Below are 11,846 nucleotides of genomic sequence, written 5' to 3' on the forward strand. Positions count from 1 at the left end.
ATTCAAATGGCGAACGACTTTCTCTTTACCTCGGAATCCGTCTCCGAAGGCCACCCCGACAAGGTGGCAGACCAGATCTCGGACGCGATTCTCGATGCGATCTTCAAGCAAGACCCCCGCAGCCGCGTCGCCGCTGAAACGCTGACCAACACCGGCCTCGTGGTGCTGGCGGGCGAAATCACCACCAACGCGCATGTGGACTACATCCAGGTCGCGCGGGACACCATCAAGCGCATCGGCTACGACAACACCGACTACGGCATCGACTACAAGGGCTGCGCTGTGCTCGTGGCCTACGACAAGCAGAGCAACGACATCGCCCAGGGCGTGGACCACGCGAGCGACGACCATCTGAACACCGGCGCGGGCGACCAGGGCCTGATGTTCGGCTACGCCTGCGACGAAACGCCCGAGCTGATGCCCGCGCCCATCTACTACGCACACCGCCTCGTTGAGCGCCAGGCCCAGCTGCGCAAGGACGGCCGCCTGCCCTTCCTGCGCCCTGATGCCAAGTCGCAAGTGACGATGCGCTATGTGGATGGCAAGCCCCACAGCATCGACACGGTGGTGCTCTCCACCCAGCACCACCCCGACCAGAGCGAAACGCAGACCAAGATGAAGGCATCGTTCACCGAAGCCATCATTGAAGAGATCATCAAGCCCGTGCTGCCCAAGGAGTGGATCCAGGACACGCGCTACCTGATCAACCCCACCGGCCGCTTCGTCATCGGCGGCCCGCAAGGCGACTGCGGCCTGACCGGCCGCAAGATCATCGTGGACACCTACGGCGGTGCCTGCCCCCACGGCGGCGGCGCGTTCAGCGGCAAGGACCCAACGAAGGTGGACCGCTCGGCCGCCTACGCCGCCCGCTACGTGGCCAAGAACATCGTGGCCGCCGGCCTGGCCCGCCAGTGCCAGATCCAGGTGGCCTACGCGATTGGCGTGGCCCAGCCGATGAACATCACGGTCTACACCGAAGGCACGGGCGTGATCCCCGACGACCAGATCGCCCAACTGGTGCGCGCGAATTTCGACCTGCGCCCCAAGGGCATCATTCAGATGCTGGACCTGCTGCGCCCGATTTACGAGAAGACGGCCGCCTATGGCCATTTCGGCCGTGAAGAACCCGAGTTCAGCTGGGAGAAGACCGACAAAGCTGCGGCGCTTCGCGCTGCAGCCGGGCTGTAAAGCCCGCCGCGCGATAGCGCGGTTTCCGGTCTTCGGGCGTAGTCATATCGCGTCAGCGATGTGAACGGAGACCAAGGTAAGGACAAGACTGCCGCACTGCGTGCGGCAGCAGGGCTGTAGCGCTACGCGACACGCGCGGTTTTCCGTACGTGGACGAAGCTCATAGCGCGCAGCGATGTGAAAGCAGGTCAAAAATCCAACAAGATGGTGGCCCTGCGGGCAGCAGCAGGGCTGTAAGCCTCCCGCAAACCAGGTCCTAGTAGCCAAAGCCGCAACGCTAAGCGTTGCGGCTTTTCTTTTTGGCTGTGGACTGTTCCGCCCAGCGGCCCTCTCCTACACCCACATCCCGCGTGTACTGACGGCTGTTTGCTGGGCGCGAACGTATCGTCCTTGCATCCCCTCACGCAGTCCGCCGGGCTGCTCTCAAACGCTGCAAGGAGCGACCATCATGCTGAAGTACGCCATCATTTTTGCCCTGATTTCCCTGGTTGCAGGTGCGCTGGGATTCACCGGCGTGGCTGCCGGTGCCGCAGGCATCGCCAAGGTGCTGTTTGTGATTTTCCTCATCATCGCCATCGTGTTCGTGGTGCTGGCCGCCATCGGCGTCGGCGCTGCGCGCAAGGTGCTCAAGTAGTTCACTGGGTGACCGGCCGCTGCGCAGCGACCGTCCCTTGCCTCCCATAGCACCACAAAACAGGACACCCCATGGCCCTCAACATCTTTGAAGCCCTGCGCGAAAGCCACGAACGGCAGCGCGAGCTGTACCGCCAGCTCATCGAAACCAGCGGTGACACGCCCGAGCGGCAAACGCTGTTCGAGCAACTCAAGACCGAGCTGCTGGCGCACGAACTGGCTGAAGAGCGGCATTTCTACATTCCGCTGATGGAACACGACGCGGGCGTGGATCTTTCGCGGCATGCCATCTCGGAGCACCACCAGCTCGACGAACTGGTGGAGTCACTGGACGACGCCGACCCGGCCACGCCCACTTGGCTGCCGCTGGCCAAGAAGCTGGCGGAAAAGGTGGAGCACCACCTGAAAGAAGAAGAACACCGGTTCTTCCAGATGGCGGGCAAGCTGCTGACCGAGAAGCAGAAGACGCAGCTGGCCAAGGACTACTTTGCGACCTACGAAGAGGCCAAGACCACCACGGCTTGACCTAGTCGCAGGGCCTTGCTCAGGCGGCGGACTCTTCCGCCTGCACCACGCAGTTGCGGCCGCGGGACTTGGCGGCGTACAGCGCGGTGTCGGCGCGCTTGATGAGCGCGTGACTGTCTTCCTTGTGGTCCCAGGTGGCCACGCCAAAACTGGCGCTCACATGGCCCACCGCATCAAAGGGGACGCTGGCAATGCGTGCGCGCACGGCCTCGGCCATAGCCATGGCGGCGTCCACCGGGGTTTCCTTGAGCAGGATGATGAACTCCTCGCCACCGAAGCGCGCGGCGCAGTCGGATGAACGCAGCAGCTCCCGTACGCGCAACGCCGTGCTCTTGAGCACCACATCGCCCGAGTCATGGCCAAACGTGTCGTTGATGCGCTTGAAGAAGTCGATGTCGAACATCACCACCGACAGGCTGCTCTTCTTGATGCGCGTTTCTGCCATTTCGGTCTCCAGCCGCTCGAAAAAGCGGCGGCGGTTGACCAGATCGGTGAGGAAGTCCTTGGTGGCCAGGTCCTCCAGCTTGCTGTTGAGACGTGCCATGGGCTCGATCACCAGCGACGACAGCGACAGATTGAGTACCACGAACAGCAGCACAAAACTCGTCACCAGCGCACCCATGACGTTGTAGAAGGTCTGGCGCGCCTTCTCCAGCGGGTAGTACATGGGCACCTTCACCACCTGGATGCCCACCGTCTCGTTCATCTGCCAGCCAAAGCCGTTCTGGTCGCCATACACCTTGATCATGGTGGGCGGGGCGGCCTGCGGCGTGCTGTGGCAGGCCAGGCACTGGGGCTGGCGGATGGTGATGGGCCGGGCCACATACATGGCGCGGTGCATGCCCTCGCCCACTTCGCCCGTCACCTCCTTCTTGGGGTCCACCTTGCCGTCGCGGAAGTCGCGGATGATGCGCTCCTCCCAGTCGTTGGCGCGGTCGCGCAGGTTGGTGGGGTTGAGCACCGCCTCCTTGTACTCGTACCCTGGAAAGCGGTTCTGCAGGCGGCGCAGGGTCTCGGTGGCCGCGTAGGCCGGCACGGTCTGCGGCAAGAACTTTTCAGCCAGTGTCACGTCCAGATGCGGCTTGACCAGCTCGGTGGTGTAGTCGCGGATCGCCATGGCCGAATGCATCATGATCTGCGAGTTGTGCTGCACCTCCTCAATGGCGGATTTCTGCAGGAAGCGGTGCACGTACAGCCCCGCCCCCAGCACGGCCAGCAGCAGCACGCCTGCCAGCACCAGATTGAATTTGAGCCGCAAAGACATGGACCTCCCTTTCGGCCGGGGGCGGGATGCCGCCGGTCCGCGGTTGAATGCCCGCGTTTGTGCCAGATTCCGCCGTTTCGGCCAAACCTTTTTTGCGCGGTGCGTCCGCTGTGGCGCGTTCGCGCTACAGCCCGCGCGGGCTCAGCGACAGGCTGCGCCGGTACGGCGCCCGCACGCGGTACAGCTGCGCGGGCCGGTGCGCGCCGCCAGTCTGCAGCGCGCCGGGCACGGGCTCCAGCAGCGCAAGCTCGTCCATCTTGCGGCGAAAGCTCACCTTGTTGACCGGCTCGCCCAGCACCGCTTCGTACACGGCCTGCAGCTGCGGCAGCGTGAAGGGCTCGGCGCACAAGTGCACGGGCATCGACGAATACTGGCTTTTGCTGCGCACGCGCGCCACGGCGGCATCAACAATGGCGCGGTGGTCAAACGGCAGCGGCGGCAATTGGGCCACGGGCACCAGCGTGAGAGCCCGCGCGCCCACCAGCAGATCGGGCGGCACCAGCGCGCAGTAGGCCACGGCCAGCGACCAGCCGCGCGGGTCGCGCGCCGGGCCGGAGAAGGTGGCCAGCTGTTCCAGGTAGGGGCTTTGCAGCCCCGCCTTCTCGCTCAGCACGCGCGCGGCGCTGGCCTGGGCGTCGGCATCTTCCTGCGCGTGGATGTAGCCCCCCGGCAGGGCCAGCACGCCGGCAAAGGGCGCCCGCTCGCGCTTGAGCAACGCCACCTGCAACTCGCCCTGCTGCAAAGTGAGCAAAACCACATCGACGGTGCAGATCACGGCAGGGGCGGAGGAAGCGTTCATGAGGTCGAGTTTGTCACAACCGTGAACGAACACACAACCAGAGCGCAAACGCAGGCTCTTAGAAACACCTGCTTGCAACTTTGTTAGTTTATTTTTTGTACTAACTGCCATACACTGCATACACTGGCTTCACAACCCAAGGAGAAGACCATGGCCCGCAACATCCAGCTTCTGGTGATCGATCCGCAAAACGACTTCTGCGACCTGCCCGCCGCGTGGCAGCCCGCGGACGCGCTCACCGGCCAACCCATCGCGCCCAGCCTGCCCGTGGCGGGCGCCCATGCCGACCTGCAGCGGGTGGCGCAGTTCATCCGCCGCCAGGGCGCGCAGCTGGATGCGATCACCGTGACGCTCGATTCGCACCAGCGTTTCGACATTGCCCACCCCGGCTTCTGGCGGACCGGCGCGGGGGCCGACGTGGGCCCCTTCACGCCCATCACAGCCGCCCAGGTGCGCGCGGGCGCGTTCGTACCGCGCGACAGCGCCGGCCTGCGGCGCACGCTGCAGTACCTGGACGCGCTGGAGGCCCAGGGCCGCTACACGCTGATGGTGTGGCCCGTGCACTGCGAAGTGGGCAGCTGGGGCCACGGCGTGCATGCCGATGTGCTGGCTGCGTGCGGTGCCTGGCAGCTTCAGCGCCAGCGCGCGGTGCACAACGTGTTCAAGGGCACCAACCCCTGGACCGAGCACTACAGCGCCATCCAGGCCGAAGTGCCCGACCCCGAGGACCCCGGCACTGCCCTCAACGTCGCCCTGCTGCACCGGCTGGGCCAGGCCGATGTGCTGCTGGTTGCGGGCGAGGCCAGCAGCCACTGCGTGCGCTCCACCACCGAGCACATCGTGGAGCACCTGCCGCGCCTGGTGCCGGGCTGGCAGGCCGGCCGCATCGTGCTGCTGACCGACGGCATGAGCCCCGTGCGCGCGTTCGAGGCGCAGCACCAGGCCTTCCTGGACGGCATGCGTGCAGCCGGCGCACAGCTGGCAACCATGGATGAAATAACAATCTAGCGCTTATCCATCAAGCGCTAACAGCTATCAATAAAGGAGCACACACATGACCCCCGTCATCACCAGCCTGCTCGATACCGACCTCTACAAGTTCACCATGTGGCAGGCGCTGCTGCACCGCCACCCGCAAACGCAGAGCGAGTACCGCTTTGTGTGCCGCAACACCCCCGCCTACCCACTGGCCGAACTGCTGCCCGAGGTGAACGCCGCGCTGGACCACCTGTGCACCCTGCGCTTCACGCCCGACGAGCTGGCCTACGTGGGCAGCCTGCGCTACATCAAGAGCGACTTCGTGGACTTTCTGCGCATCTTCCAGTTCCAGCGCAGCTTCATCCGCGCCTGGGCCGAAGGGGAGCAGCTGCACATCGTGGCCCAGGGGCCGCAGGTGCATGTGATGGGGTTTGAGATCTTTGTGCTGGCCATCGTCAACGAGCTGTACTTCCGCCGCTTTGACCCCGCCGCGGCCCTTGCCAGCGGGCGTGAGCGGCTGGCCGCCAAGGTCCGGCAACTGCAGGACCTGGCGCAGCAGGCTACCCTGCGCCACCCGTTTGAGCTGTTCGACTTTGGCCTGCGCCGCCGCTACAGCGGGGCCTGGCAGCGCGAGGTGGTGCAGACCTTTGCGCGCGAGGCTCCCCAGTGGTTCAAGGGCACCAGCAACGTTCTGCTGGCGCGCGACCTGGGCCTGGTGCCCATCGGCACCATGGCGCACGAATACCTGCAAACCTACCAGGCGCTGGGCGTGCGGCTGCGTGATTTTCAGAAGGCCGCGCTGGAAGACTGGGTGCAGGAATACCGCGGCGACCTGGGCATTGCGCTGACCGACACCGTGGGCATGGACGCCTTTTTGGCCGACTTTGACCTGTACTTTGCCAAGCTGTTCGACGGCCTACGGCACGACTCGGGCGACCCCGTGGCGTGGGGCGAAAAGGCGCTGGCGCACTACGCCAGACTGCGCATTGACGCCCACACCAAGCGGCTGGTGTTCTCCGACGGGCTGAACCTGGAACGGGCCCTGATGCTGTACCGCCACTTTGGCGACCGCACGCAGCTGGGTTTTGGCATCGGCACGAATCTGACCAACGACATGGGCGCCCACCACACGCCGCTCAACATCGTGATGAAACTCGTGCGCGCCAACGGGCAGCCGGTGGCGAAGCTGTCGGACACGCCGGGCAAGACGCTGTGCGACGATGAAACCTTCCTGGCCTACTTACGCCAGGTGTTTGGTACACCCGCCTGAGTCGCTTCGCGCCTTCCCAACGGGGGGACGCCCTCGCCGCGGGACGGCCATTTTTAGACATCGAACTTCAGGAGGATTGAGACATGCTCCGCATCACCGTCGCCCAGCTCAACTTCACCGTTGGCGACATCGAAGGCAACGTGGCCCGCATGGTGGCTGCCGCGCAGCAGGCCGCCCGCGAATCGTCGGATCTGGTCGTCTTCAGCGAAATGGCGCTGTGCGGCTACTACCCCGCCGACATGCTGGACGAGCCTGCGTTTCTGCGCCGCGTGGACGAAGGCATTGCCGCACTGCGCACCGCGTCGGCCCAGCTGCCCGCGCTGCACTGGGTGGTGGGCGCGCCCACGCCAACCCAGGGGCCAGGCAAAAAGCTGCACAACAGCCTGCTGGTGCTGCAGGGCGGTGACGTGCGGCTGCAATATGCCAAACAGCTCCTGCCCACCTACAACATCTTTGACGAGCGCCGCCACTTCGAGCCCGGGCCGGACGTGGCCAAGGTGCTGCGCATCGGCAGCGCGCAGGTCGGCCTGCTGGTGTGCGAAGACGGCTGGAACGACCACGGCGGCGACTATGCCATCAACCCGTTCGAGCGCATGCGCGACGCGGCGCCTGACCTGGTCATCAGCATCAACGCCAGCCCCAGCCACATCGGCAAACGCGAGCAGCGGCATGCGATGTTCGGCGGCTCGTCTCGCCGCCACGGGTTGCCGATTCTGTATGTCAACCAGGTGGGCGGGCACGACCAGCTCGTGTATGACGGCGGCTCGTTCGCGGCCGAGCCCGAGGCCGGCATCGTGTTCGAGGCCCCGCGCTTTGCGGAAGACGTGCGCACGCTGCGGTTCGAGGGCGGCCGCTTTTTGACTGCCGAGGGCGAACGCCCCGCCCCCGTGCCCGCGCAGGGACTGCCCACCATGGAGTTCTACCGCCAGCAGATCATCCTGGGCCTGGCGGACTACGCGCGCCGCTGCGGCTTCAAGCAGGTGGTGGTGGGAAGCTCGGGCGGCATCGACAGCGCGCTGACCCTGGCGCTGGCCGCACAGGCGCTGGGGCCCGACAACGTGGTGGGCATCACCATGCCTTCACGCTACTCCAGCAGCGGCTCGGTGGATGATTCGGTGGCGCTTTGCAAGAACCTGGGTGTGCAGTTGCACACGCACCCCATCGCCGATCTGGTGGCGGGCTACGCGCAGCAGTTTGAAGCCAGCTTCGGCCAGCCACTGAAAGGCTTGCCGCTCGAAAACCTGCAGGCCCGCATCCGCGGCACGGTGCTGATGGAATACTCCAACGCCTTTGGCCACCTGCTGCTGACCACCGGCAACAAGAGCGAAATCTCGGTGGGCTACTGCACGCTGTACGGCGACACCAACGGCGGCCTGGGGCTGATCGGCGACCTGTACAAGACGGAGGTGTTCGCGCTGGCCCGCCATGTCAATGAACACGCTGGGCGCGAGCTGATTCCGCAGGCCATCATCGACAAAGAACCGTCTGCCGAGCTGGCCCCGGACCAGCGGGACACCGACAGCCTGCCGCCCTACCCGGTGCTGGACGAAATCCTCAAGCTACTGATCGAGGGCGACCGGCTGTCCACCGCCGAGCACACCCAGGCCCACGCCATCGTCGCGCAGCTGCACGAAACCGATGCCGGCGCCGCATTGGTGCAGCGCATCCACGCCATGGTGGCGCGCAACGAGTACAAGCGCAGGCAGGCGCCGCCCATCCTGCGCTTGCGGGCGCGGGCGTTTGGGAGTGGGCGGCAGATGCCGATTGCGGCAAAGTATTTGTGACAACCCCCTGAGCCGCTTCGCGGCATTCCCCTTCTCTCACGCTGCGCGTGGGAAGGGGGACGACGCCAGCGCGGCGGGGCGGCCCTTGCGCGGCATCCGCTGGCGGGGCTGCGCCAGTACCATGCCGCACGCCATATTCACCGAAATCCATCACTACTAAAATCGTAGCTGTCAGCGCTTTATAGATAAGCGCTAACGGCCAAAAACATCAAAAAAATCCAGGAGACCCATGCACGACACCGCCCTCCTCATCGGCCGCTTTGAGCCTGTGCACAGCGGCCACCTGGCCCTGCTGCAAGAAGCCCTTCGGCAAGCGCCCCAGGTGATTGTGGTGGTGGGCTCGGCCTGGCAGGCGCGGTCACCCAAAAACCCGTTCACCTGGCAAGAGCGCGAGGCCATGCTGAAAGGCGCCCTGCCCGAGGCCGACCGCGCCCGCGTGCAGGTGCTGCCCGTGCGCGACTACTACAACGAGGCCGTGTGGGTGCAGGCCGTGCGCCTGGGCGTGGCGGAACACACAGCGCCCGGCGCGCGCATCGCACTGGTGGGCCACTTCAAGGATGCGACCAGCAGCTACCTGCGCGCCTTCCCGGCGTGGACGCTGATCGACCTGCCGCGCCAGGGGAGCATGGACGCCACCACCATCCGCGACGCCTACTTTGGCGCCACGCCCGCCACGGTGGGCACGGCGCTGGCGCCGCTGGCAGGCGAGATCCCGGCCAGCACCCTGGCCATGCTGGAGCAATTTGCGCAGACCCCTCACTACCCCGCGCTGCAACAGGAATGGCGCATGCTGCGCGGCTACCGCGAGGCCTGGGCCGCCGCGCCCTACCCGCCCGTGTTCGTGACCGTGGATGCGGTGCTGCGCTGCCAGGACCAGGTGCTGCTGATCCGCCGCGCCCACGCCCCCGGCAAGGGCCAGTTGGCCGTGCCCGGCGGCTTTATCGAACAGCGCGAGACCGTGTGGCAATCGTGCCTGCGCGAGCTGGTGGAAGAAACCCACTGCAACCTGCCCGAAGCCACCCTGCGCGCCGCGCTGCAGTCGGTGGCCGTGTTCGACCACCCGGACCGCAGCCAGCGGGGCCGCACCATCACCCATGCGCACTACTTCGACCTGGGCGATGCGCCCTTCCCCGCGGTGAAGGCCGATGATGACGCGGCGCTGGTGCAGTGGACGCGCATCGACCAGCTGGCGGGGTTGGAAGAACAATTCTTCGAAGACCACTTCCACATGCTGGATCACTTTTTTGCGATCACTGGCTTGCGCACACAAGCCTGAGCACGCGTAGGCCGCGCCTGCCGACGGGCCTCAGGCGCTGGGCGGATGGCAGCGCAGCCATTCGGTAAACGCCTGCACGGGCATGGGCCGCGCGTAGAGATACCCCTGGTACTGCGCAATGCCGCGGCCCGCCACCCAGTCGAGCTGCTCCTGTGTTTCAACGCCCTCGGCCACGGCGGTGAGCTTCATCAGTGTGGACAGCGACACGATGAGATCGGCCAGCGAGCGGTTGGCGTCCGTGTCCTGGATGAAGGTCTTGTCGATCTTGAGCGTGTGGATGGGAAATCGCTGCAGGTAGGCCAGGTTGGAGTAGCCCGTGCCAAAGTCGTCCAGCGCAATGGTCAGGCCCAGGGCCGACAGCTCGCGCAGCACGCCCAGCACATGCTGGTCTTCGCCCAGCAGGATGGACTCGGTGATCTCCAACTCCATGCGTGCGGGGTTGACGCCCGCCTGGCGCAGCACGCCGGTGATGTCGTGCAGCAGGCCTGCGGATGTGAACTGCCGGGGCGAGAGGTTGACCGACACCACCAGGTCCCAGCCCTGCGCCGCCCAGGCCACCTGCTGGCGTGCGGCCTGTGACAGCACGCGCAGGCCCAGCACGCCGATCAGGCCCATGCTCTCGCACGCGGGTATGAACTGGGCCGGCGAGACCAAGCCCAGGCGCGGGTGGTTCCAGCGCACCAGCGCCTCCACCGCACGGATGGTGTTGGTGGCCACGTCCACACGCGGCTGGTAGTACACCTCGAACTCTTCGCGCTCCAGCGCCAGACGCAGCTCCTTTTCCAATTCGGTGCGGCTGCGCACCGTCTCGGCCAGGCCGCCGTCGTAATACACCATGGTGTTGCGCCCGCGTTCCTTGGCGGCATACATCGCCAGGTCGGCGTTGCGCAGCAGGATCTCGATGGTCTCGCCGTCCTGCGGGTACAGCGCCACGCCGATGCTGGACGTCACCCGCAGCTGCGTGCCCGCCACCGCGAGTGGCGCGGCCAGCGCCACCGAGATGCGCTCGTGCAGCGCGTCCAGGTCTTCGCGGATGCGGGGCGAGGTGATGAGCACCAGAAACTCGTCGCCACCCCAGCGGGCCAGCACCTCCGTGCCATGGCGCGCCTGCCGCAGGCGCTGCGCCGTGGCCACCAGCAGCTCGTCGCCCGCGGCATGGCCCAACGTGTCGTTCACATCCTTGAACTGGTCCAGGTCGATGAGCAGCAGCGCGGCCTCCATCGACTGCGCGCGGGCGTCTTCCACAGCACGCGCAAACCGCTGGGTGAAGTGGGCGCGGTTGGGCAGGCCGGTCAGCCCGTCGTGCAGCGACTGGTAGTTGGCCCGCTCCTCGGTGTGCTTGATGGCGCTGATGTCGGCCTCGCTCACCAGCACGGCCTCCTGGCCCGTGACGGCGTCGTTGCAGCGGCGGGCCGACAGCTCGTGCCAGCGTTCGCCCTGGGGCGTGCGCACGGCCAGCGTGAGCGTGGCCACACCTTGCTGCTGCAGGCTGCGCGACAGCGCGGCGAAGGCTGCGGGGTTGGCAATGCGCTCCTGCAGCCGCTCGCCAGGGCTCAGCACGGCGGCGCGGGCCGCGGGGTTGCGGTACAGCGCCTCGCCGTTTTGTGCATACAGGGTGATCATCACCGCCGTGTGCAGCAGTGCCTCCACCGAGCGCAGCGACTCGGGCGCCACCGCGCCCACGGGCTCGGCCTCGCAGAGCATGCTCATGCGGCCATCGGGCAGGCGGTGGCCGCTGAAGCGCACGTTCAGCGACACGGGAACGCCGCCGGGGAAGAGGGTCCACTGCTCATTGAAGCTGGCGTCACGGCGCAGCACGAAATCGCTCTGGTACTGCGCCAACCGCTGCGCCACGGTTTCGGACATGTCGCTGCCCATGTCGCGCCCGCACAGTTCGGCCAGCGTGCAGGCCTGCCACACGCCCAGCGCCAGGGTGTTGGCCCAGTGCACGCAGCGCCCGTCGATGTCGAACACCCAGACGGGGCGCGACAGCCATTCCAGCGCTGCGTAGCGCGTGGCGCGCTCGGCCAGTGCCGCGGCACTGGGCTGGCGGTCTGCCGGCAGCCGCGCGGCCGGTGTGGGCGCAGAAACGCTCATGCGCGCCAAAACCCCGCTGAGGGGCCTGCAGC

General features: G+C 66.3%; 10 protein-coding genes. 7 read left to right on the plus strand and 3 right to left on the minus strand.

All coding sequences use genetic code 11. The features are described from left to right. Positions 1-6 precede the first annotated feature (6 nt). From metK to ACK4HJ_RS12915, 3 genes are all read left to right on the plus strand, one after another. The gene (gene metK / locus ACK4HJ_RS12905; RefSeq protein ID WP_409832039.1) at positions 7-1,188 is read left to right on the plus strand and encodes a methionine adenosyltransferase; all 1,182 of its coding nucleotides are present in this window, start codon (positions 7-9) and stop codon (positions 1,186-1,188) included. A gap of 448 nt (positions 1,189-1,636) precedes the next feature. Beyond that, on the plus strand, positions 1,637-1,822 hold the full coding sequence (locus tag ACK4HJ_RS12910) for a DUF1328 domain-containing protein (protein ID WP_409832042.1): 186 nt from the start codon (positions 1,637-1,639) through the stop codon (positions 1,820-1,822). Positions 1,823-1,893: 71 nt separating this feature from the next. Continuing rightward, positions 1,894-2,346 carry a hemerythrin domain-containing protein gene (locus ACK4HJ_RS12915; RefSeq protein ID WP_409832045.1) on the plus strand — a complete coding sequence of 151 codons (453 nt, stop codon included), beginning with the start codon at positions 1,894-1,896 and terminating at the stop codon, positions 2,344-2,346. Between the two features lie 19 nt (positions 2,347-2,365). Here the strand turns inward: ACK4HJ_RS12915 and ACK4HJ_RS12920 are convergent, their stop codons facing one another. Further along, the gene (locus tag ACK4HJ_RS12920; RefSeq protein ID WP_409832047.1) at positions 2,366-3,610 is read right to left on the minus strand and encodes a diguanylate cyclase; all 1,245 of its coding nucleotides are present in this window, start codon (positions 3,608-3,610) and stop codon (positions 2,366-2,368) included. A gap of 124 nt (positions 3,611-3,734) precedes the next feature. After that, complete coding sequence (locus ACK4HJ_RS12925; protein ID WP_409832049.1) at positions 3,735-4,409, minus strand: NUDIX hydrolase; 675 nt, start codon at positions 4,407-4,409, stop codon at positions 3,735-3,737. Positions 4,410-4,559: 150 nt separating this feature from the next. Here ACK4HJ_RS12925 and ACK4HJ_RS12930 point away from each other — a divergent pair, with 150 nt between their 5' ends. The 4 genes from ACK4HJ_RS12930 to ACK4HJ_RS12945 all read left to right on the plus strand — a co-directional run bounded on the left by ACK4HJ_RS12930 (position 4,560) and on the right by ACK4HJ_RS12945 (position 9,717). After that, positions 4,560-5,417 carry a cysteine hydrolase gene (locus ACK4HJ_RS12930; RefSeq protein ID WP_409832051.1) on the plus strand — a complete coding sequence of 286 codons (858 nt, stop codon included), beginning with the start codon at positions 4,560-4,562 and terminating at the stop codon, positions 5,415-5,417. 46 nt (positions 5,418-5,463) lie between these two features. Then, complete coding sequence (gene pncB / locus ACK4HJ_RS12935; RefSeq protein ID WP_409832054.1) at positions 5,464-6,657, plus strand: nicotinate phosphoribosyltransferase; 1,194 nt, start codon at positions 5,464-5,466, stop codon at positions 6,655-6,657. 83 nt (positions 6,658-6,740) lie between these two features. Then, positions 6,741-8,441: an NAD+ synthase gene (locus ACK4HJ_RS12940; protein WP_409832056.1), complete on the plus strand. Its 1,701-nt coding sequence runs from the start codon at positions 6,741-6,743 to the stop codon at positions 8,439-8,441. A 229-nt stretch (positions 8,442-8,670) separates the two neighbouring features. Continuing rightward, on the plus strand, positions 8,671-9,717 hold the full coding sequence (locus ACK4HJ_RS12945) for a bifunctional nicotinamide-nucleotide adenylyltransferase/Nudix hydroxylase (protein WP_409832059.1): 1,047 nt from the start codon (positions 8,671-8,673) through the stop codon (positions 9,715-9,717). Between the two features lie 30 nt (positions 9,718-9,747). Here the strand turns inward: ACK4HJ_RS12945 and ACK4HJ_RS12950 are convergent, their stop codons facing one another. Beyond that, positions 9,748-11,814 carry a putative bifunctional diguanylate cyclase/phosphodiesterase gene (locus ACK4HJ_RS12950; protein ID WP_409832062.1) on the minus strand — a complete coding sequence of 689 codons (2,067 nt, stop codon included), beginning with the start codon at positions 11,812-11,814 and terminating at the stop codon, positions 9,748-9,750. Positions 11,815-11,846: the final 32 nt, after the last annotated feature.

Source organism: Acidovorax sp. (assembly GCF_046294525.1).
Classification (GTDB): Bacteria; Pseudomonadota; Gammaproteobacteria; order Burkholderiales; family Burkholderiaceae_C; genus Acidovorax.

Coding starts and splice junctions, on each gene's coding strand:
- metK (WP_409832039.1), top strand. CDS start 7: ATGGCGAACGACTTTCTCTTTACCTCGGAATCCGTCTCCGAAGGCCAC.
- ACK4HJ_RS12910 (WP_409832042.1), top strand. CDS start 1,637: ATGCTGAAGTACGCCATCATTTTTGCCCTGATTTCCCTGGTTGCAGGT.
- ACK4HJ_RS12915 (WP_409832045.1), top strand. CDS start 1,894: ATGGCCCTCAACATCTTTGAAGCCCTGCGCGAAAGCCACGAACGGCAG.
- ACK4HJ_RS12920 (WP_409832047.1), bottom strand. CDS start 3,610: ATGTCTTTGCGGCTCAAATTCAATCTGGTGCTGGCAGGCGTGCTGCTG.
- ACK4HJ_RS12925 (WP_409832049.1), bottom strand. CDS start 4,409: ATGAACGCTTCCTCCGCCCCTGCCGTGATCTGCACCGTCGATGTGGTT.
- ACK4HJ_RS12930 (WP_409832051.1), top strand. CDS start 4,560: ATGGCCCGCAACATCCAGCTTCTGGTGATCGATCCGCAAAACGACTTC.
- pncB (WP_409832054.1), top strand. CDS start 5,464: ATGACCCCCGTCATCACCAGCCTGCTCGATACCGACCTCTACAAGTTC.
- ACK4HJ_RS12940 (WP_409832056.1), top strand. CDS start 6,741: ATGCTCCGCATCACCGTCGCCCAGCTCAACTTCACCGTTGGCGACATC.
- ACK4HJ_RS12945 (WP_409832059.1), top strand. CDS start 8,671: ATGCACGACACCGCCCTCCTCATCGGCCGCTTTGAGCCTGTGCACAGC.
- ACK4HJ_RS12950 (WP_409832062.1), bottom strand. CDS start 11,814: ATGAGCGTTTCTGCGCCCACACCGGCCGCGCGGCTGCCGGCAGACCGC.